The organism is Bacillus sp. RB3 (assembly GCF_030164735.1).
GTDB lineage: Bacteria > Bacillota > Bacilli > Bacillales > Bacillaceae_G > Bacillus_A > Bacillus_A cereus.
The window spans coordinates 106,072-127,965 of the sequence record NZ_JASNGE010000003.1; the positions used below are offsets into that span (position 1 = coordinate 106,072).

Genomic DNA, 21,894 nt, shown 5'->3' on the forward strand with positions numbered 1-21,894 from the left:
GAGTGGTTTTCTTTTCATTATGATTGTATTTTTGAAAATACATATATAAGAAGTTCAATCGCAAAAATCACTAATACAGATAATCCAAATAAAGGCATGACAGCGCCCAGTATAACCATCATGATAAAGAAAACGAATATACTGTTCTTATCTCTTTGTTTTGGAGGTGCTGCTAATTTTCCTTTCGGCTTTCTTGCTAACCACATTTTTACTCCGTAATAAATAAGAAGTAGTAGAGATAATGTTGTTAGTAAGCATAATATTTTATTTGACCATCCAAATAAATGTCCTTCATGAAGCGGGATGCCGTAAGTGAACCATTGTGCAAGTATTCCATAATCACGATAGTCCGTTTTGGAAATAAGCTTTCCGCTATATTGATCAAAGTAAGCTGTTATCTCTTCATTTGGTGCAACATGCATACCTGTAATACCAGAACCGCTCGATTTCGAAACAGTGAATACACCTTTCGGATCAGCTGGTAGTGAGATAACGTATGGCTTCTTTATTTCAATTCCTTTTTGTAATTCATCGACAGAAATAGCTTTCGGTTCATTTGAATCCGATTCAGGAGGAGCTTCTTTTCTTGTTGCCCATGGCAATTCTTTTACCTTTGATTCAGGCGGCGCCATATACAATTTCGGATATCCGAGCGATTCATTCGACGACGCAATTTTATAAATTTGGTTACCCATAAATCCTGACCATGGCAATCCAGATGCGACTAGCAGAAAGAGTGGAATTGTAAATATAATACCGATAATAGAATGACGTCGTTTTGCTTTTTCTCGCTTATTGGATGCTGGTGTGTTTTTGAACTGTCGTATACTCATATACAAACCAGTTACAATTAAAAAGATTGTCCAGCACGCCGCAAGTTCTACAGTATAGTTGATGACAGTGCCACCAACTAAAAGAGAACTATGTAATTCCCGCATTATATTGGCAAACGTTTCACTTGCGTTTTGATCTCCGACAATTTGATTATTGCTATCTAAATACACATACTTTTGTTGCCCTGTATATTCATTTGTAATCGTAAGTCTCGTATTATAATCCCCATTAAACTCACTAATTTTCGCCACGCTATAATGTGGATATTTTTTTTCTGTTAAGGAAATAGAATCAGCCATCGAAATAGATTCTGTTTGGGCGCTCTTCCCAAAATATAAATCTTTATAGATGAAATCTTCAACTTCCTCCCGAAATAAATACCCAATTCCGCTTAGTGACAACGTAATAAGAAGCGGCGTAATAAAAAGCCCAGCATAAAAATGCCAACGCCAAAAAATGTAATGAAGCGAACGATCTACTTTCATACTTTCAGTTCCCCTAACCTTCCCTATATGAATAACTACTTATTTAATATAGCGAGATTAAGTGTGATTACTTTGAAAGAATTGTGAAGAAAGTTAAAAGTTTGTGGGATTTTTATTAAACAGAAAACACATTTTAGAAGGAGTGTTTTTTATGTTTATGAAGATCTCATTATATTTGATAAGTACATCCTAACAACCGCTTTCGCAAGACATTGAGAAGAATCAACAAAATCCTCACTAGCCACAACATTCAAATCAGTACATGCGATAATTACCGTATCAACTTCCTCTCTCAATTGTAAAACGAGCGCATTCCACAATTCGCGAGCTTCTTCAATCTCTCCAGATTTAATGCAAGTAATAATTTGATTAATGCTTTCCTGCCATTTTTCATGATGAATGTATTCTATATTACGCTTTGTAATCCCATCTTGGTAAATCCTAGATTGAACAGTTGCTTCTGTTGCGAGAAGAGCGACTCTTTTTATATTTTCAGGAATTGCTTGTAACGTTTCATCGACTATATTTAAAATCGGGATAGAAAGAGAACGCTGTAATTCTTCAAAATAAAGATGCGCCGTATTGCACGGCATAGCGATAAAGCTTGCGCCAGTACTTTCAAGTTTTTGTGCTCCTTCAATAATCGCTTTTTTCATCGCTTCGTGATCAATAGGGCGATCCATGTAAAACGGTGTTGGGCATGAATAAATCATCATATGAGGAAAGTCCATATCATGCTTTGCTCCGTATATTGTTTGACACCCTGCTACAACTGTATCGACGAATGGTCCAGTTGATTTTGGCCCCATTCCTGCTAGTATTCCGATCATTGTGTCGTCTCCTTTAATATGTAATTAAAAACGTTTTTTGCGAACGATAAAAAGAAATAAGGTAAATAATAAAAATGAATATACGATAGCCCAAGCTGTGAGCCATAGTGTGTGAGTCAGTATATTATATTTGTATTGGCCAAGCATTAGAAAGCTTTCGACAGGTGGTAAAAACCATAATAACTCTTTTTAAAACCGGATAGATGCGATCGTTATAAGCAATATAAAGGTAAGGCTAAGCCAAGCAGTGCCTGTTTTTTGAATCATATTTCTAGTAAATAATGTTGCGATTGAAATTCCTAGTATAGAGAAAGACATGTGAGAGAGAAATCCGACTAGAAATAAAGAAACTGTCATTTTTTCATTAAACATTTGCAAAATAATTGGATAGATTACGGATATAAAAGATAATACAGTACAAATGAGAAGAGCTGTAATATATTTACCAACATATAATGCGGAAATATTATTTGTGTGAGAAATAGTAATTTGTTCTTGTACAGGGTCTTCAGTATGAAAAATTGTGACCGTAATCCAGGCAGATAATAAATAAAGCGCGAGAGCTGTTTCTAAATATGTCGGTACAATAGGAGTCGGTTTATATGTATATACAAAAAGCAAGCTCACAAAGTACATCGCAATAGGAGGGACATACTTATACGATTTTGTATAGTCGAGAAAATGGTAACGAATAAGCGCAAACATAATAAACCTTCTTTCGATTTAAAAGTTAGGTTGTAGCAGTGTGATAGATGCTTTTTTATGTAATAAAAACTGAAGTATTTCGTTTGTATATTCTTTTTCGATTTGTAATTGAATAAGATTTTGATTTGCATTGTGTGCAACGTGTATAAAACCGGATTGCTTTTGTAGTTCTATTGCTGAAAATGTGTCGTGAACGATTGCCTCAATATAGACCTGTTCCGCTACTTTTTGTGCAGAGGTATTTTCTGCAATTGTATGATTTGCTAACGTCACAATTCTATCGGCGAAGTTTTCTAATAGTTGTTTTTCGTGACATGTGAAGAGTATAGATATACCTTGTTGTTTTAATGAGAGTAAAATATGTTCTAATTCTTGCTGAGAGTTAGGATCGAGCCCAGAAAGCGGTTCATCTAAAATTAATAAATGGACGTCCGTAAGTAATGCTTGCATAATACCTGTTTTTTGTTTCATACCTTTTGAAAAGTTTCGTACAACGGAATGTCTTGCATGATGTAAGTGAAAAGTCTCAAGGAGCATCGGAATTTTATTTCTTAAATATGTTGTTGATAAGCCGTGAATGCAGCCGAGATGAAATAAATAATCCGCTAATGTAAAACGAATTCCTTCAGGAAAATGTTCAGGTACATAACCAATTTGTATATGTTCTTTTCTTTTGAGTGTCCCTGCCGTAGGTGAAATAAATCCTGCAATTATTTTGAGCAGAGTACTTTTTCCAGTCCCGTTCCCGCCGATAATAGCGAGCGCTTCTCCTTCTGGAATGGATAAATCAATGTTGTCTAGTATAAGTGATTTGCTATACTTCTTTTGAATTCCCCTTAGTTCTACTAGCAAAGTTCTATCCTTCTTTCTTTAAATAGTGTATATATCCATTATATAGGAGAATAACAAAAAGACGTGCAATGAGTGCACGTCTTTTTTTGTTATGTTTTGTCGAACAATCGATATATCCGAGAAATCGTTGATATATTGTAAGTTATGATAGATATATCGAAAAAATCGTTTATATATCCCGAGTTACGATAGATATAATTGAAAAATCGTTGATATATTACCCCGCATTAACGGGCAGTAAAACTCCCACCTTAAAATTCGCCTGGAGCAAAGATGTTAGGTGGGAGATAAACTGCCCATAAATGCCCGATTGGTTCAACTAATAATCAGTGGGGATTCCCCCCACTGATTAAAGTTTCACTTTATCGTTTCTCAATCGCCACAATAAATGGCGGATTATTTTGCTGGTTAATGAAGCCATATCGCAGTACGTGAGCTTGTTTTTGGTCTAGTTCTTCTGCAAATTTGAGAACAGCGTCGCGTTCTACTTGTCCTTCTGGGTGTCCGTGGTAAATGACGAGGACGATGATACCTTCAGGTGCCATTACTTCTAGTAATTGTTCAATTGCCGAAATTGTTGAGTTCGGTTTTGTAACGATATGCTTGTCACCGCCAGGAAGGTAACCTAAGTTGAAGATAGCGCCTGTTACTTTTCCTTTTGCGTCTTCTGGTAGTACGGATAGAAGTGTATCGTGACTATCGTGAACTAAAACAGTACGTTCAAAAAGTTCTTTTTCTTTTAGACGAGTTGTTGAGCTTTCAATCGCTTCTTTTTGAATATCAAATCCAAATACTTTTCCGCTATCCCCAACAATTTCAGCTAGGAAGCAAGTGTCATGACCATTTCCAAGTGTTGCATCTACAGCGTAGTCGCCTTCTTTAACAGCCGTTTGCAGCAGTGTGCGAGCAAACGGTAATACACGTTCTAATTTCATTGTTGTTTCTCCTCATTTGCATATTTTCCTTGCCAGCTTCCGCGGCGTACAAATTCTGCATCGATGGAATTTAATACTTCCCATTTATTTAAGCTCCACATTGGACCAATCATTAAATCAGGTGGGCCGTCACCTGTGATACGGTGCACAATTACGTCTTCTGGAATAATTTCAAGTTGGTCAACAACAAGACTTACGTAATCCTCAAGAGAAAGGAATTCGAGTTGTCCTTTTTCATATTGCTTCACCATTGGCGTTCCTTTTAATAAGTGAAGTAAGTGGATTTTAATTCCTTGTACATCAAGTTTCGCTACTTCACGAGCTGTTTCCATCATCATGTCGTAATCTTCAAGTGGAAGACCGTTAATAATATGAGAGCAAACTCTAATGCCGTGCTTACGTAATTTATTTACGCCTTCCACGTAAGACGGATAATCGTGAGCGCGATTAATAAGGTTTGCAGTGCGTTCATGAACGGTTTGTAGTCCAAGTTCAACCCAAAGATACGTACGTTTATTTAAGTCCGCTAAATATTCAACGACATCGTCTGGTAAACAATCTGGACGAGTTGCGATAGAAAGACCGACAACATCTTTTTCTGCTAGAAGCGGTTCGAATTTTTCTTTTAACACTTCAAGTGGTGCGTGTGTATTTGTGTACGCTTGGAAATAAGCGATACATTTTCCATCTTTCCACTTTGAGCGCATTTTTTCTTTCATTTCATGATATTGTGTTATAACATCATCGCGGCGATCACCAGCGAAGTCGCCAGATCCGGCAGCGCTGCAAAATGTACAACCACCGTAAGCAACTGTACCATCACGGTTCGGACAATCGAAGCCAGCATCTAATGAAACTTTAAAGATTTTTTCACCAAATTCATTTCGTAAATGGTAATTCCATGTATGATAACGTTTATTGTCGTTTGTATATGGAAAAGGGTTTTGAACCTTCATTATTTTCCCTCCTAAGCCGAGTCAAAATGAAACAAAATCCATTATAACATACTCATAAGGTAGAGATGGAAGGGACACACTAAAGGGGAATTGAAGCAAGGAGGGACAATTATGGCAGAGCGTCAATCACTTGAATCGTATATTACACAAGCGGAACAAGCGGTGGAATATGCAAAAGAACAATTAGAACAAGGCATGAGACAAGAGCATTACAATACGATGGAGTATTCAGATGCACAGTTACAATTAGAACAAGCGTATAACGATTTACAAACGATGCAACAACATGCGAATGATGAGCAACGTGAGCAATTAAATAGAGCACGTATGGCAATTCGCCAATTGCAACATCAAATGATTATTACACCGCACTAATAAGGAGTGAATGTAATGGCGAAACGTTCAGATCAAAATAACCCAGAGCAAAAAACACAAAATGGACATAACGCTGAGTTTTCGAATGAACTTGATCCCATTGTTCAAGTAAAACAGCGTAATAGTAAAAAAGGACAACCTCAAAAATCAAAACAATCAGAGTAAACCAGGTCGAAATATGACCTGGTTTTATTTTGCTATATGACAATAGTGTAAGATTTCTGTAAGGTTTGCCGATAGTTGTAATTGTCCTTTTCCAGTAGAGTAAGGGAGGATTAAATTTTGGACAAGGAGCTGCTTTATGGGGAACAATATTACAAACAAACGAATTGATGAGTTAGATTACATTCGTGGCTTCGCATTACTGGGGATTATTTTAGTAAATATTTTAGCACTACTTAATATTAAAACTCCAGATCCTAATACAGTAGATGCTAGCTATCAAAGGTTTCTATACTTATTTGTAGAAGGTCGTTTTTTCTCGATTTTCTCATTCTTATTTGGAGTGGGATTCTATATCTTCATTACAAGAGCGATTGCGAAAGGGAAAAATGGATATGTTCTATTTTTCCGCCGCGTAGTTGCATTATTTATTTTTGGTTTGATTCATTACATGTTTCAGCCTGGAGAAGCGTTAACGTTATATGCAATTTGCGGATTAATCGTTTTACCGTTTTATAAAGCGAAAAAACAAGCGAACTTAGTAATTGGTCTTATTTTGACAATAGCCTTTAGTGTAATGGGTGTTAAAGAACTATTACCACTTGGTTTAATTTTATTAGGTCTTGCTGCAGGACAATATCGTGCATTTGAAAATCTTTCAAAAAACATAAAGCAAGTCGCTATTTTTACAGGCATTATGTTTGTTTTAAGTGTGGCAGCTGTATGGTATCAATATGGACACGTGCCTGCTGGCCCATTTGTAAATATGATATTGATGAATGAAGATGGAACAATGGATGCTGCAAGCCAGTTTCTAAAAATTGGTATTACTGTTGGACCAATTATTTCAGCTTTCTATGTAGGAGCATTAATTTTATTACTTCAGTTAAAACCAGTTCAAACATTATTAGCACCATTGAAATACTACGGTCGTATGGCTTTAACAAATTATATCGGACAAACGGCAATGATTTTAATTGCTGGTAGTGTATTTAACTTTGCAGGTAACTTAACATACATGCAGACGCTATATGTATGTATCGCAATTTATGCAATTCAAATTGTGTTTAGTGTAATTTGGATGAAAATCTTTAAAATGGGTCCATTAGAATGGGTTTGGCGTGTTATTACGTACTGGACGGTAACACCTTTAAAGAAATAAAGTGAAACTTTAATCAGTGGGCTGTTCCTTTCGCGGAACAGCCTATTTTTATTGTCATCTTTTGTCGATAAGTCGATATATTTTGGTAATCGCTGATAAAAGTGTAAGAATCGCCGATATATTTGAAAAATCGCTGATAAAAGTGTAAGAACCGCTGATATATTTTAACAATCGCCGATAAAAGTGTAAGAACCGCTGATATATTTTAACAATCGCCGATGTAATTTCATTTACCGATTTACTATGTCGAAATGTGAACTAGTATGAAAAGCCAACCTTACACGCATCCATTTTCTATCTTACAAAAGTGTAAGGTAATTGTAATGTTAACAAATAGCAGTTCACTTCTAAAAAGCGCAAAATAGGTAATGGAAAAACAAGCGTAGGAGGATATATATGACGAAACCAGTTGTAGACGTGAAAAACGTTCAAAAAGTGTACGGTAAAAAAGGTGAGAACCAATCACACGCGTTAAAGGGTGTTTCATTCTCAATTCAAGAGGGTGAGTTTGTTGGAATTATGGGACCATCTGGTTCCGGTAAAACGACATTATTAAATGTAATTTCAACGTTAGATAAGGCAACAGGTGGCGTTGTTGAAATTGCGGGAACGGATATTACAAAAATGAAGCAAGGTGAGCTTTCAGATTTCCGTTCGCAAAAATTAGGATTTATCTTCCAAGATTTTAACTTATTAGAGAACTTATCTATTTATGAAAACATTGCACTTCCACTTTCTCTTCAAGGTGTCGCATCACGTAATATTGGACCGAAAGTAGAAAAAGTAGCGGATATGTTAGGGATTACAGAAATACTTCAAAAGTATCCATCTGAAGTATCTGGTGGACAGAAACAACGTTCAGCAGCAGCGCGTGCTTTAGTGCATGAGCCGGCAATTATTTTAGGGGACGAGCCAACAGGAGCGCTTGATTCTAAAAATGCAACGAGTTTACTTGATGCGATGACAAACTTAAATAAAGATCAAGGCGTATCGATTATGATGGTTACGCATGATCCATATAGTGCAAGTTACTGTCAGCGTATTTTATTCATTCAAGATGGTGAGCTATATAAAGAAATTCATCGCGGTGGTACGCGTGAAGAGTTCTACAAAGAAATTTTAGATGTACTTGCAGATTTAGGTACACAAAAGGCGTAAGAAAGGAGGTTCCAGTATGTTATTTAAACTTTCCATGTCGGGGCTGAAAAGTAAGCTGAAAGATTATATCGTCTTACTTGTCGGTCTTGTCATGTCGATTTCAATTTTTTACATGTTCCAAACGTTAGCACTGAATAAAGCATTTTTAGAATCTAATTCAGTGATTAAATCTATTGGATTCGTATTCCAAGCAGGATCATTTTTATTAGCAATTATAACGTTCTTCTACATTTTATATGCAAACTCTTTCTTATTATCTCTTCGTCAAAAAGAGTTCGGTATGTATATGATGTTAGGTGCGAAAAAACATAAAGTTACATTACTTATGTTTATTGAAACAATCGTATTAGGTGCTGCGTCTCTTGCAATCGGGATTGCAGTTGGAGTAGGACTTGCAGAAGGTATTGGACAGTTATTAATGAAACAGCTTGAATTTGCTGGTGAAGGGTATAAAGCATTTTATCTACCATCTATGACTGTTACTTGCATCTTCTTCTTTGCACTATTTGTATTATCAGCAATTATGAACAGTATTAAATTGTCACGTATTTCTGTATTGCAACTAGTACATGCAGATGCACAAACAGAGCGTGTTGCAGTAAAAGGTAAAAAGACAGTTGTAGTGGCATTCCTTGCTGTTATTTTATTAGGTATAGGTTATGCATCTATGATCTATATGGAAAAACTAAAAGAGATGGGAATCCTTATTGCATTAATTACAACGACAGCTGGTACTTACATGCTATTTGGCTCACTTCTTCCAGTCATTATTAAAAAGTTAAAAAGTAATAAAAAGCGTAGTGAAAAAGGACTTAATGCTTTTACATTTGCACAATTAAACTTCCGAATTAATAGTTTAACAAAAGTACTTGCAACAGTGGCAATGTTAGTTGCACTTGGAGCTGGTGCAATTTCAGGTGGTATGGCATTTAAAAATAACGTTATAAAAATGGTAGATGGTTTAGTAATATATGATTCAGTAGTTCATAATCCAACAGCTGAAGAAAAGAAAATTTTAGATGGTATTACATTTAAAGAGAAAAGCGAATATCGTTACAAAGTTGATGATAAATACGTTTACTATGTAAAAGAAGATTTAGAGAAAAATCGTCCTTTCGTAAAAGATATGGCAAAGATGAAGTCTATGAAGGATTTAGTAAATACGAAAAAAGTTTCAGAGGAACTACCGGTAGGTGCAGTTTCTAGAGAGATGAATCAAAAAGATGCGAATACTAAAGAACTTTCAGCGGAATGGACAGATGCTTTTAGTACAATCCATCCATATTATTTATACAATGATCATGCAATTAAAATTGTAGATCAAAAAATGTATGATGGGATAAATGGTAAAGAAGGTATAGCATTTATCGGAAAAACAGATGATTTTTTAACATATAAAAAAGAATGGAAAAAACTTGACGAGTTGCAGCTAGATAAATATAAAAATGTAAAAGCTGAACAAATGGATAGTAAATATCAAGCTTATAGTGGGTTCTATGGCATTGCGAGTGGAACAGTATTTATGGGATTCTTCCTTGGAATTGCGTTCTTAGCAATGATGGCAAGCTGTCTTATGTTTAAAATTCTTTCTGGTGCATCAAAAGATATTACGCGTTATCAAATGCTTCGTAAAATCGGTGTGCGCCGTGAGTTATTAACGAAATCGATTTATAAAGAGCTATTCTTAGTATTCTTATTCCCAGCAATTGTGGGTATCGCTCACGTATTAGTTGGTATGAATATTTTCGGATTTATTTTAATCGATCCGTACTTCCGTATTTGGATACCAATCGTAATTTTCGTAGTTATTTATGCGATTTATTACTTCATTACAGTTCAATTGTATAAAGGAATTGTTCTTCCGAAAGAAGATTAATAATAAAAACCGAGCAAAAACGCTCGGTTTTTATTATTTTCAGAAAAAACACTTTAATGTTACTGAAATGTATAATATAATGTAAGTAAGTAACCTAATATAAAAGTAGAAGTAGCTGTATAAGGAAAGGAGGAATCCAATCTGTAGAAAGAAGCTGAACTTTTATTCCCACATTTTTTTACCGCAACGTATTTATACAATCGTAAGTTTCCACATTGAAAGTTTTCAGAACCACCTGAGTATATTGTGAAAATAATGGATAACACATGGAAATCTCATAGCATGATAAGGTAAAATGGACAACATAATGAGAAAATTACCGTTCATAAGATGAGGAGAATACATGTATGGAAGTTGTAGAGGCATTAAAAGATATAAGCCAAATTGAGGCTATGAAAAAATATTTAAAAGAGCACTCCCAGCGAGATTATCTTTTATTTGTTATTGGAATTAACACAGGATTAAAAATTACAGAACTACTTAGCATGAAATTTGAAGATGTATTAAATGAAGACGGGACTGTTAAAGAGTTTTATGCTCTTCCTGTGAAAGATGAAAAATTTAAACAAGATATTTATTTAAATACAAAAGTAAAAGAAGCGCTTTTAGATTACGTACAATCTATTGGCGTTAAAAGAGAAAATTACGTATTCCAATCTAATAAAACGCCAAATTCAATTACGCGCCAACAAGCGTATCGTGTAATTCATAATGCTGCAGAAGCAGTTGGAGTTGTTGGTAAAATCGGAACGAATTCAATGCGAAAAACGTTCGGATTTCATGCGTACAAAAGAGGGATAGCGATTGCACTATTGCAAAAACATTTTCATCACGCGACTCCATCAGAGACACTAAAGTATTTAGGTATCTCAAAGGATGAGAGCTTTAAAACGGAGATTGATGTCGATTTATAAAAGCCGTAACTAAAAAATTAGGAGGCGGAAAATATGAATATTAGAGAGAGTGAACTGCCGGGTATTGGATGTAAGTTTGAAGTGATTACAAAAGGTAATGAAAAGATGGTTATCGTTATTCATGATGATGGCCGAAGAGAAATGTACCATTTTGATGCTGATCATGAAGAGAGTATTTCAAGCGTCTCTCTTCGTGATTCTGAAGCGAGACAAATTGCAGCTATATTGGGCGGAATGGTATATAGGCCACAAGCTTTAGATACGATTGAAATGGCTTTTGAGGGATTATCAATTGAGTGGTTTAAGGTGGAAAATAATGCACCAGTTGTACAAAAAACAATTGGTAGTTTACATGTTCGAAACACATATAACGTAACGATTATTGCCATTTTGAAAAAGAATATGAAGAAGTTCTTTAATCCAGGCCCAGATTCTATCATTGAAGCTGGCGATATGCTCGTATTATCAGGTGAAAGACATGAAGTGAAAAGAATTATTAATGAGTTGCTTTCAGTAGGAGGGGATTCATAATCGATGGATACTTTAATCTTTGAAGTTGGAACTGCGTTAGTATTAGTCGCTTTTGCAGCTATTCTCGCTGCAAAGTTAAAGTTCTCGATTATTCCGTTTCTTATTATACTCGGTATGCTAGTGGGGCCTCATGCCCCAGATTTAGGGCTTATCGATTTAAGATTTATTGAAAGTGGAGAAGTTATTTCCTTCCTCGGCCGTGTTGGCGTCATATTCCTCCTATTTTACTTAGGTTTAGAATTCTCAATTAAAAAATTAATTAAATCAGGAAAATCAATTGCTTTTGGGGGAACTGTTCATATATCGCTTAATTTTATATTAGGTTTACTTTACGGATATATAATGGGTTTCCCCTTATTAGAAACATTAATTATTGCTGGGATCATAACAATTTCATCGAGTGCAATTGTTGCGAAAGTAATTGTTGATTTAAGAAGATCTGGTAATAAAGAGACGGAGCTAATTTTAGGAATCATTATGTTTGATGATATTTTTTTAGCGGTATATTTATCAGTCGTTTCAGGATTAGTACTTGGAGGGGCAACATCATTTGTAGGTGCTCTTACATCTATTTTAATCGCAGTAGGTTATATGCTACTATTCTTTGTAGTTGCTAGAAAAGCTACACGGTTTTTAAATAAAATGTTAGATATTTCGTCCAATGAAATTTTTATTATTGTAATATTCGCTATTTTGTTCTTTGTAGCAGGATTTTCAGAAACGATTCATGTTGCAGAGGCAATTGGAGCATTATTACTAGGACTCGTTTTTTCTGAAACAGAGCATAGTGATCGAATTGAACAGCTTGTCGTTCCGTTTCGTGATTTCTTTGGAGCTATATTCTTTTTCAGCTTCGGTTTAAGTATAGACCCATTTTCACTTGGCGGAGCAGTGTGGTTGGCATTAGGAGCAGTTTTCATTACTCTTATCGGTAATTTTACTGCTGGAATGGTTGCGGGGCGTAAAGCTGGGTTATCGCATAAGGCTTCTACGAATATCGGTTTAACACTTGTATCACGCGGAGAATTTTCTATTATCGTCGCGAATATTGGAATTGCGGGTGGCTTAATGGCAGCGATTAAACCGTTCTCAGCTTTGTATGTTTTAATATTAGCATCGTTAGGACCTTTGTTAACGAAAGAATCTGGGAGAATATACTCGCTACTAGATAAGGTGTTTAAATGGAGTGCTAAAGAACGTGTGAAGCGAGAAAAGGAAGTTGGATAGTACAAATAAGGGTAGACTGCATGAAAATTTCATGCAGTCTACCCTTTTATATATTGTTACTGTTGTCGTTTTTTGTCGGTAAGTCGATATATTTTAATAATCGCTGATATATTTGTAGTTGCGCCGATATATTCTGATAATCGCTGATATAATCCAAGAAGCAACCAATATAAATTCATTTACCGACGAACTATTATCTGAATTTCATCAACTATTAATCAGTTGCCTTCCTATTTAAAAACGACTACAATTTTACTGTTATATATATGAACGAAAAAAATAGAATAGGAGGGGAAGCTATGCCAAGGAAAGTATGGCTATTAGTAGCTGGGATGATTATTAATGTCACGGGTGCTTCTTTTTTATGGCCTTTTAATACAATTTATTTACATGATCACTTGGGAAAATCTTTATCTGTGGCCGGAATGGTATTAATGATCAACTCGCTTACTGGTGTAATCGGAAACTTGCTCGGCGGTGTTTTATTTGATAAATGGGGCGGTTATAAATCAACTTTAGTAGGGATAGTGATTACACTTGTATCAATTTTAGGTCTTGTGTTCTTCCACGGTTGGCCGTTATATGTTGTATGGCTAGCGTTAATCGGCTTCGGTTCTGGAATGGTCTTCCCATCGATGTATGCGATGGTTGGTACGGTTTGGCCAGAAGGCGGAAGACGGGCATTTAATGCGATGTACGTTGGACAAAATGTTGGTATTGCGATTGGAACAGCATGTGGTGGATTAGTTGCATCGTATCGTTTTGATTATATTTTCTTAGCGAACTTTATTTTATACTTTGTTTTCTTCTTAATTGCTTTTATTGGATTCCGTGGTATGGAAGACAAGAAGGAGCCAGGAGTACAAAAAGAAGTGGAAATGAAAAAAGGTTGGTCACTTACACCTGGATTTAAAGCACTTCTTATCGTGTGTGTAGCATATGCTTTATGCTGGGTTACATACGTACAGTGGCAAGGAGCGATTGCAACACATATGCAAGAATTGAATATTAGCCTTCGTCACTATAGTTTATTATGGACGATAAACGGAGCAATGATTGTTTGTGCACAGCCACTTGTTAGTATGCTAATTCGCTGGATGAAGCGTTCTTTAAAACAGCAAATTATGATTGGGATTTTCATTTTTGCGGCGTCATTCATTGTGTTAAGCCAAGCGCAGCAATTTACGATGTTCCTCGTTGCGATGGTAACATTAACAATAGGTGAGTTATTTGTATGGCCTGCGGTTCCAACGATTGCAAATATACTTGCACCAAAAGATAAATTAGGGTTTTATCAAGGGGTTGTAAATAGTGCGGCGACTGTAGGGAAAATGTTCGGGCCGGTCGTTGGCGGAGCAATTGTGGATTTATACAATATGGAAGTATTGTTTATAGCAATCATGGTAATGCTTGTAGTAGCGCTTATAGCAACGAGCATTTATGATAAACGAGTAAAAGTAGAAGAAACAGTTGAAGAAAAAATTGCAGTTTAGTTTGACGGAACATGTAACATGTTTTAGAATATATTTAAATAAAACAACCTTTAGAACAAGGGAGATAGCTCGGCTGTCTTAAGATGAATTCGTTAGTTATTAAGAGTAACGATTAACCGAGAAGTCCTCGCTTTAAGTAAGCTCTTAAGAGATACTAAGTGAAGGATAGTTCACTTAACTTATATGTGTAATAACAGTGAGAAGGAGTAGTAGTAATAGAAGCGGGTTTAGAGAGTTGACGGTCGGTGCAAGTCAATCCACGTTTCGTTATGAACTCGCCTTTGAGTTGCAGTTGTGAAACTAATAGTAGCAATTGCCGTTAATCCACGTTACGGATCTAAGCGAATGTATATTTGTACATTAATTTAGGGTGGTACCGCGGGAATCTATAACCTCTCGTCCCTTTCTAGGGATGAGAGGTTTTTTGTATTTTGGGCGGTGAAAATAAATAGAATTTTAAGGAGGGTATCTCATGAGCTTTAATCATCAAGAAATTGAGAAGAAGTGGCAAGGGTACTGGGAAGAGAATAAAACATTCCGTACGCCAGATGAGACAGAAAAACCAAAATTTTATGCACTAGATATGTTCCCATATCCATCAGGTGCAGGCTTACACGTAGGACATCCAGAAGGTTATACAGCGACAGATATTTTATCTCGTATGAAGCGTATGCAAGGATATAACGTTCTTCATCCAATGGGATGGGATGCATTTGGTCTTCCAGCAGAGCAATATGCACTTGATACTGGAAACAGCCCAGCTGAATTTACAGAGCATAATATTAATACGTTCCGTAACCAAATTAAATCATTAGGTTTCTCTTACGATTGGGACCGTGAAGTAAATACAACAGATCCAAACTACTATAAGTGGACGCAATGGATCTTCCTAAAACTATTTGAAAAAGGCTTAGCTTACGTTGATGAAGTACCTGTAAACTGGTGCCCAGCACTTGGTACAGTACTTGCAAACGAAGAAATAATTGACGGTAAGAGTGAGCGTGGTGGACATCCAGTTGAGCGTCGTCCGATGAGACAGTGGATGTTAAAAATTACAGCTTACGGAGATCGTCTATTAGAAGATCTAGATGAGCTTGATTGGCCAGAAAGCTTAAAAGATATGCAACGTAACTGGATTGGCCGTTCTGAAGGTGCAGAAGTACACTTCAACATCGATGGTACAGACGAGAAATTCACAGTTTTCACAACACGCCCTGATACATTATTTGGTGCAACATACTGTGTACTAGCTCCAGAACATGCACTTGTTGCAGAAATTACAACAGCAGAACAAAAAGAAGCGGTAGAAGCTTACATTAACGCTGTAAAAATGAAGAGTGATCTAGAGCGTACAGAACTTGCGAAAGAAAAAACTGGTGTATTCACTGGTGCTTACGCAGTTAACCCAGTAAACGGTGAGAAATTACCAATCTGGATTGCTGATTACGTTCTTGCAACTTACGGAACAGGTGCTGTAATGGCAGTTCCAGCTCATGATGAGCGTGACTATGAATTCGCATCAGTATTTAATCTTCCAATGAAGGAAGTTGTAAAAGGCGGAGATATTACGAAAGAAGTGTACACAGGTGATGGTGCACACGTAAACTCAGCATTCCTTGATGGTTTAAATAAAGAAGAAGCAATCGCAAAAATGATTGAATGGCTTGAAGTAACGAGCGCAGGAAATCAAAAAGTAACGTACCGTCTACGTGACTGGTTATTCAGCCGTCAACGTTACTGGGGTGAGCCAATTCCAGTAATTCACTGGGAAGATGGTACAATGACAGCTGTGAAAGAAGAGGAATTACCATTAGTTCTTCCGAAAACAGAAAACATCCGTCCTTCAGGTACAGGTGAATCACCACTTGCTAACATTGACGAGTGGGTAAATGTTGTAGATCCTGAGACTGGTAAAAAAGGTCGTCGTGAAACGAACACAATGCCGCAATGGGCTGGTAGCTGTTGGTATTACCTACGTTACATCGATCCAAACAATAGCGAAGCACTTGTAGATCCTGAAAAAGTAAAACAATGGCTTCCAGTTGATATTTATATCGGAGGAGCGGAGCACGCTGTACTTCACTTACTATATGCTCGTTTCTGGCATAAAGTATTATACGATATCGGTGTAGTTCCAACGAAAGAGCCATTCCAACAATTATTCAACCAAGGTATGATTCTAGGTGAAAACAACGAGAAAATGAGTAAATCAAAAGGTAACGTTGTAAACCCTGATGATATCGTAGCAAGTCACGGTGCAGATACACTTCGTCTATACGAAATGTTCATGGGCCCATTAGATGCTTCAATCGCTTGGTCTGAAAATGGTCTTGACGGAGCTCGTCGTTTCCTAGACCGCGTATGGCGTCTATTCGTTCAAGATAACGGTGAATTAAGTGAGAAAATTACTGACGCACCAAATAAAGAGCTTGAAAAAGCTTACCACCAAACAGTGAAGAAAGTAACAGAAGACTATGCAGAGCTTCGCTTCAACACAGCGATTTCTCAAATGATGGTATTCATCAACGATGCATACAAAGCTGAAACACTTCCAAGAGAATATGTAGAAGGTTTCGTAAAAATGATTGCACCAGTTGCACCTCATATCGGGGAAGAGCTATGGAGCAAACTGGGATACAATGAAACAATCACATATGCAAGCTGGCCAACATTTGATGAGTCTAAACTTGTAGAAGATGAAGTTGAAATCGTTGTTCAAGTTATGGGTAAAGTTCGCGCAAAACTAACAATGAGTAAAGACGCATCAAAAGAAGAAATGGAACAACTTGCACTTGAAGCAATTCAAGACCAAATTGAAGGGAAAACAGTTCGTAAAGTAATTGTTGTTCCTGGAAAACTTGTTAACGTTGTTGCAAACTAAATGATTTGAAAAAGCTCAGAGCGTTTATGTTCTGAGCTTTTTTGTATAGAAAATAATCTCAGGGTCACCTTCATCTAAGTTTTCAACTATTCCGCTACGTATAAAACCATTCGAGTTAAATACTTTCTGCATACTTTCATTCGATTCGTTCGTTGAAGAAAATATTTTTTGAGTAGGAGAATGACTTAACATATATGAGATTAACGAGCTTGCATAGCCTTGCCTTCTTTTAGTTGGTGAAACAATGATTAATGAGAGGAAAGTACAACCAAAGAAATTTGTATCGTATGTTAGAAAGCCAGAGATAGAATTTTCTTCTGTTACAATGATGCATCTGCCTTTACGGATAGTGTGCTTAATATAATTTCGTCTACTATCGTTTCCAATTACGTCAATATCTATATGGATGATTGAATCTAAATCATTGATAGAAGCCTTTGTTACATTCTTCAATATAAATACCTCCTAGAAAAAATATTCAGTTAATTAATTTTATCATGAATGAAGAAAAAGAAGCGGAATTCTAGTGCAGACAAACACCTATTCTTCTATAGGAAATATGATAAAAAAGGTAGGCTAAATTGAGTAGAAGAGGTGAAAGGAATGAAAGGGATGGACAATAATGCACCACATGGTTTCTTCGGGAGTGGATCGGATAGTTATGAACAAATGATGTTAATGGGAGGAGGACAACAAGGATACGGTGGAATTCCGAGCTGGATGGGCGGAACACCTGGAGGGTTTTCTACATCAGTAGCGGGTGTACAAACTGGAATTCCAACATTAACAGGAGGATTTCCATCATCGGTAGCCGGAGTGCAAACTGGAATCCCAACATTTGTTGGCGGAGCAGCGGGAGGAGTACCAGTAGGCGTACCAACTGCATTTCCATCTTTCGTTGGAGGAGTACAGACAGGATTTCCTGTACCGGGAGTAGGTGTTGTAGCAGGAGGAGTAGGTGGATATCCGCAAGTAGTTCACGGCCATCATGGACATCACCACCATCAAGGTCAACACGGCCATCATGGTCATCACCACCATCAAGGTCAACACGGCCATCATGGACATCACCACCATCAAGGTCAACACGGCCATCATGGTCATCACCACCATCAAGGTCAACACGGCCATCATGGTCATCACCATCATCAAGGTCAACATGGTCATCAGGGGCAACAAGTACATCACCACGGTCACCACCACATTCATCCGCAAGCTGTTCTTTATCAAACTCACCAAGGCCAACATGGTCACCATGGACATCACCACCAAGGCCAACATCATGGACACCAAGGTCACCACCATCACCAAGGTCATCAAGGCCAACATCATGGACACCAAGGTCAACATCATGGACACCAAGGTCAACAGCACCAACAGCACCAACAATATCAGCAATATCAACAACAACAACAATCTTCTCCTTGGACAGGTGGAATTGGAGCAGGAGGAGCAGGGGCAGCAAGTATTAGTGGAGCAGCAGGACACGCAGGGCACGTGGGTCATTAATGATTGGCAGAAAAAAAGCCATAATAAAAAACTGCTAGGAAATCCTAGCAGTTTTTTTCAGCTTCTTGACGCTGACGTTCAATTTCAGCACGAAGTTGTGGTTCCGGTGCTTGCCAGCCTTCTGGCTTTAGAATCTTACCGTCGCCTTCACGGAATCGAGGCTTCCCATCAGGGAATAGTTTTGCCATGTTGGCGTTGTTTACAATTTCGAATCCTTTATCTGGACGTACGCCCATTTCTGCAAACGTTCCGAATGCAAAGTAAATAAGGTCAATCAGTGCATCGTATTGATCTTCAACAGTCGTTGCCTCCAGAAATTCTTCTAGTTCTTCCTGCATAAAACTTGCACGGATTTTTGCACGCTCTTCTGTTAATTTTGTTGGAGTATTTGTCACAGGATGTCCGAATACTTCATGCATTTTCGCAACAAGTTCGTATCCTTTATCTAAACCTTTTTCGTTTGTCATGTTGTTTCATCCTTTCTTACGTTATGCCGAAGTTTATTGTAACATAAGGTGATTATGAAATGAAAAGAACATCTTATCGAAATAAGATGTTCGCTCGTTATTCTTCTTTTTTTATTAAAAGCGATGAAATAAGATCGATGCCAAAAATACCGACGAGTAACATTGGTATAACGACAAGTAAGTAACGTGTGAAGGAAACATTTTTTAAGTATGTATGAGCAAATAAAAAGACGCCGAGAAATAAAATACCATTTAAAATAGGCTTTACTAATTTTTTAGACATAAGCTCCCCCATAAATATCTTCTCTCTCTATTTGATAATAAAAAACTCCTCTCTCCGTTGTATCATGCTGGAGAGAGGAGTTCAATCATTTCTCATTCAATAACACCAGAATTTGTAATATTTACGGTGTATTTTATATGAACCGGAACATCTTTATACATTTGTCTCCATTCTTCTAATTTGAATGGGCGATAATGTTGTTTATACTTTGCACCTAGCCCGAGAGGATCGACGCCTAAAGATTTAAGTTGCTTAATTAACTTAGCAGCTTGTTTATCTAATTGTTTTTGGACATCTTTTTCAATATTTTTTGTATTCTTTTTATTTTCTAAGTTAATTTGTTTCGATAGTTCTTGAATACGTGCATCAAGACGAACGTGAATGAAAAAGGAAGGCTTCCCATTTTTAATTTTTATATCGTAAGTTGGAACAGAACGAATATTATTAATCATTACGTACGCAGAATCTGTTTTAAATTCATGTGAATCTAATTTATGTTTTTCTAATAGTCCTTTAAATATAAACATATCTTTTTCCGCAATTTTACCGATATATTTATCTTTTTTAAAAAGGCCAATTCCAGTGATTTTTATTTTATCACCATGCTTTTTTAGAATTGGAATGTAGTAGTCTTGCCCTTCTTGATAATAACGGAATGCTCCTACATGCAGATTATCCGTTGGTAAAGGACCAGTTTCCATGTTATGTTCTAGCAATTTTTTTATATAAATTGCAACGTTGTATGAAGTCGAATATTTGCCTTTTAAAAGTTCAGTACCATTCCCCTCTAATAAACCAACATATAAAGCGTTCCCTATGTTTACATCTCGAAGTAATGTATCGAATGAAGTAGACATTCCTTTTTTTGCAAGTCTTATCGTATATAGAGCGACACGCATTTGTCCGCTAGCAAATGGTTGAGAAGACTCTAAAGATGTGTTTGCTTTTACTTGTTTTACCGCATTTGCGCTTCCTTCAAAAACTTGAACTTTATTTCCTTTTTTCTGAATGGGACAAACGAATGTTACTTTTACTTTATTATCTTTTGCTGCATCAAAAACTGTTCCTTGAATCAGCTGTACATCGTCGATAATATTTTTTTGTAAACATCCAGTTAGACTGAAGAATGTTATACAAGAAATAAGTATTAATTTGCTTGTGCTTTTGATTTTTTCCATTTTCTTTTCACCCACACAATAATAAATAGGATTGGGATGTATACATAAATGAGCCAAAAACTAACCTTTGATACATTGCTAATAAAGTTATTAATATCTTGTCTGTTTGTTAAAAGTTGTGAAACAATGAGAGTGATAAAGATAAAAGCGATTAAAACACCCCTTTGTTTTACACGGAATATTTCATGAGTTGCTCTCATTGACGCCCATAAAGGGAGGATAAAACTTGAAATAATAACGAGTGCGTAGCCTGAAATTGCAATATATTCGAGTCTTTCTATAAATGGTAATTGAATGACTTGGGTCATAGAAAGTTGTGCCCATATCGTTTTTAACAATTGTTTTTCACTAAAAAATGCAAAGGCTAAAAGGGTGCTAAATAAATATAGAAGATTTGAAAATAGTGCTCCAAGCTGAGCGTATTTATGAGATTGCATAGGCTTTTTCACAAATGGATATACCATGAGGTAAATCTCAAAACCGGTCATACTGTAGATTGACAGTTGAGCGGATTTTAAAATGTCTGAAAAAGAATGTGTGAATATAGGTAGTAAATTATCCCAATGTGAATATTTCAAAACGAATAAGCTTAGAAATAAATATCCTAATGTACCACCAACAGAGATGACACAAATGCCAGTAATGACACGAAATCCAGAAGAGATAATGTAATAGCTAACTAAGCACAAAAAGAGTGTTAACATAAAGGTGGAAGCGGTAGGAAACATCCATACTTGAATGATTTCAACATATGTTCGGATGACTGAAATACTAACGATTAAAAAATAAGCCATAAAGATGATGCTAATGCCATTTCCTAGCCATTTTCCAAATGTTTGCCGATGTAAATCAACTAAATTCCCATTTGTTTCTTTTAATAAGACATACATCATCCATATAAGAATATGGATGAAAATTCCTGTGATTATAACTCCTATCCATCCGTCGTATCCAGCGGCCTTTGCGATGATTCGAGCGAAGCCGAGAACGCCAGCACCAAACTGTGCACCGTGAATTAAGAAGAAAACAAAGACAGGAGATATTTGATATTTTTCTTGAACTTTACTCATCAATGCACCTC

Annotated in this window: 21 protein-coding genes, 1 pseudogene and 1 other annotated feature; of the genes and pseudogenes, 11 read left to right on the plus strand and 11 right to left on the minus strand. The window is 36.5% G+C overall.

Annotation, left to right across the window (positions count from 1 at the left end; translation table 11 throughout):
* Positions 1-17 precede the first annotated feature (17 nt).
* The 6 genes and pseudogenes from QO049_RS05935 to mnmL all read right to left on the minus strand — a co-directional run bounded on the left by QO049_RS05935 (position 18) and on the right by mnmL (position 5,597).
* On the minus strand, positions 18-1,319 hold the full coding sequence (locus QO049_RS05935; RefSeq protein ID WP_246961433.1) for a PepSY-associated TM helix domain-containing protein: 1,302 nt from the start codon (positions 1,317-1,319) through the stop codon (positions 18-20).
* 155 nt (positions 1,320-1,474) lie between these two features.
* A complete protein-coding gene (locus QO049_RS05940) occupies positions 1,475-2,149 on the minus strand; it encodes an aspartate/glutamate racemase family protein (protein WP_246961432.1) in 675 nt (224 codons plus the stop codon).
* Between the two features lie 24 nt (positions 2,150-2,173).
* A pseudogene (locus tag QO049_RS05945) lies at positions 2,174-2,854 on the minus strand (ABC transporter permease).
* 18 nt (positions 2,855-2,872) lie between these two features.
* Positions 2,873-3,706 (minus strand): ABC transporter ATP-binding protein, encoded by an 834-nt coding sequence (locus QO049_RS05950; RefSeq protein WP_000959746.1) that lies wholly within the window; start codon positions 3,704-3,706, stop codon positions 2,873-2,875.
* Between the two features lie 362 nt (positions 3,707-4,068).
* Complete coding sequence (gene mnmM / locus QO049_RS05955; protein WP_000764497.1) at positions 4,069-4,641, minus strand: tRNA 5-(aminomethyl)-2-thiouridylate-methyltransferase MnmM; 573 nt, start codon at positions 4,639-4,641, stop codon at positions 4,069-4,071.
* Positions 4,638-5,597 carry a tRNA modification radical SAM protein MnmL/YtqA gene (gene mnmL, locus QO049_RS05960; protein ID WP_000868034.1) on the minus strand — a complete coding sequence of 320 codons (960 nt, stop codon included), beginning with the start codon at positions 5,595-5,597 and terminating at the stop codon, positions 4,638-4,640. Before mnmL ends, mnmM begins: the two co-directional genes overlap by 4 nt.
* A gap of 111 nt (positions 5,598-5,708) precedes the next feature.
* Between mnmL and QO049_RS05965 the strand changes: the two genes are divergently transcribed.
* The 10 genes from QO049_RS05965 to leuS all read left to right on the plus strand — a co-directional run bounded on the left by QO049_RS05965 (position 5,709) and on the right by leuS (position 17,376).
* Positions 5,709-5,972, plus strand: coding sequence for a YtzC family protein (locus QO049_RS05965; protein WP_000840871.1), 264 nt, complete (start codon positions 5,709-5,711; stop codon positions 5,970-5,972).
* A gap of 15 nt (positions 5,973-5,987) precedes the next feature.
* Complete coding sequence (locus QO049_RS05970; RefSeq protein ID WP_001129340.1) at positions 5,988-6,137, plus strand: hypothetical protein; 150 nt, start codon at positions 5,988-5,990, stop codon at positions 6,135-6,137.
* Positions 6,138-6,273: 136 nt separating this feature from the next.
* Positions 6,274-7,296, plus strand: a complete 1,023-nt coding sequence (locus QO049_RS05975) for a DUF418 domain-containing protein (protein ID WP_098283985.1) — start codon at positions 6,274-6,276, stop codon at positions 7,294-7,296.
* A 396-nt stretch (positions 7,297-7,692) separates the two neighbouring features.
* Positions 7,693-8,454 (plus strand): ABC transporter ATP-binding protein, encoded by a 762-nt coding sequence (locus QO049_RS05980; RefSeq protein ID WP_000165837.1) that lies wholly within the window; start codon positions 7,693-7,695, stop codon positions 8,452-8,454.
* Between the two features lie 16 nt (positions 8,455-8,470).
* A complete protein-coding gene (locus tag QO049_RS05985; RefSeq protein ID WP_000897799.1) occupies positions 8,471-10,330 on the plus strand; it encodes an FtsX-like permease family protein in 1,860 nt (619 codons plus the stop codon).
* A 347-nt stretch (positions 10,331-10,677) separates the two neighbouring features.
* Entirely contained in the window at positions 10,678-11,244 is a 567-nt protein-coding gene (locus QO049_RS05990) for a tyrosine-type recombinase/integrase (protein ID WP_000454205.1), read from the plus strand.
* A 33-nt stretch (positions 11,245-11,277) separates the two neighbouring features.
* Positions 11,278-11,775 carry a cation:proton antiporter regulatory subunit gene (locus tag QO049_RS05995; protein ID WP_001026053.1) on the plus strand — a complete coding sequence of 166 codons (498 nt, stop codon included), beginning with the start codon at positions 11,278-11,280 and terminating at the stop codon, positions 11,773-11,775.
* A 3-nt stretch (positions 11,776-11,778) separates the two neighbouring features.
* The gene (locus QO049_RS06000; RefSeq protein ID WP_000380174.1) at positions 11,779-13,002 is read left to right on the plus strand and encodes a cation:proton antiporter; all 1,224 of its coding nucleotides are present in this window, start codon (positions 11,779-11,781) and stop codon (positions 13,000-13,002) included.
* 299 nt (positions 13,003-13,301) lie between these two features.
* Positions 13,302-14,495 carry an MDR family MFS transporter gene (locus QO049_RS06005; protein WP_001137554.1) on the plus strand — a complete coding sequence of 398 codons (1,194 nt, stop codon included), beginning with the start codon at positions 13,302-13,304 and terminating at the stop codon, positions 14,493-14,495.
* 187 nt (positions 14,496-14,682) lie between these two features.
* Positions 14,683-14,902 (plus strand) — a binding site (T-box leader).
* A gap of 65 nt (positions 14,903-14,967) precedes the next feature.
* Positions 14,968-17,376: a leucine--tRNA ligase gene (leuS, locus tag QO049_RS06010; RefSeq protein ID WP_000009466.1), complete on the plus strand. Its 2,409-nt coding sequence runs from the start codon at positions 14,968-14,970 to the stop codon at positions 17,374-17,376.
* 24 nt (positions 17,377-17,400) lie between these two features.
* On the opposite strand, the gene QO049_RS06015 is transcribed toward leuS, so the two are convergent.
* Entirely contained in the window at positions 17,401-17,829 is a 429-nt protein-coding gene (locus tag QO049_RS06015) for a GNAT family N-acetyltransferase (RefSeq protein WP_284489203.1), read from the minus strand.
* Between the two features lie 150 nt (positions 17,830-17,979).
* Here QO049_RS06015 and QO049_RS06020 point away from each other — a divergent pair, with 150 nt between their 5' ends.
* Entirely contained in the window at positions 17,980-18,885 is a 906-nt protein-coding gene (locus QO049_RS06020) for a hypothetical protein (RefSeq protein ID WP_284489204.1), read from the plus strand.
* A gap of 44 nt (positions 18,886-18,929) precedes the next feature.
* Here the strand turns inward: QO049_RS06020 and QO049_RS06025 are convergent, their stop codons facing one another.
* The 4 genes from QO049_RS06025 to QO049_RS06040 all read right to left on the minus strand — a co-directional run bounded on the left by QO049_RS06025 (position 18,930) and on the right by QO049_RS06040 (position 21,883).
* Positions 18,930-19,352 carry a pyrophosphohydrolase domain-containing protein gene (locus tag QO049_RS06025; protein ID WP_000180554.1) on the minus strand — a complete coding sequence of 141 codons (423 nt, stop codon included), beginning with the start codon at positions 19,350-19,352 and terminating at the stop codon, positions 18,930-18,932.
* A gap of 97 nt (positions 19,353-19,449) precedes the next feature.
* Entirely contained in the window at positions 19,450-19,635 is a 186-nt protein-coding gene (locus QO049_RS06030) for a hypothetical protein (RefSeq protein ID WP_000038781.1), read from the minus strand.
* Positions 19,636-19,727: 92 nt separating this feature from the next.
* Positions 19,728-20,813 carry a spore germination protein GerHC gene (gerHC, locus tag QO049_RS06035; RefSeq protein ID WP_053514563.1) on the minus strand — a complete coding sequence of 362 codons (1,086 nt, stop codon included), beginning with the start codon at positions 20,811-20,813 and terminating at the stop codon, positions 19,728-19,730.
* Positions 20,783-21,883 (minus strand): spore germination protein, encoded by a 1,101-nt coding sequence (locus QO049_RS06040; protein WP_053514562.1) that lies wholly within the window; start codon positions 21,881-21,883, stop codon positions 20,783-20,785. Before QO049_RS06040 ends, gerHC begins: the two co-directional genes overlap by 31 nt.
* Positions 21,884-21,894: the final 11 nt, after the last annotated feature.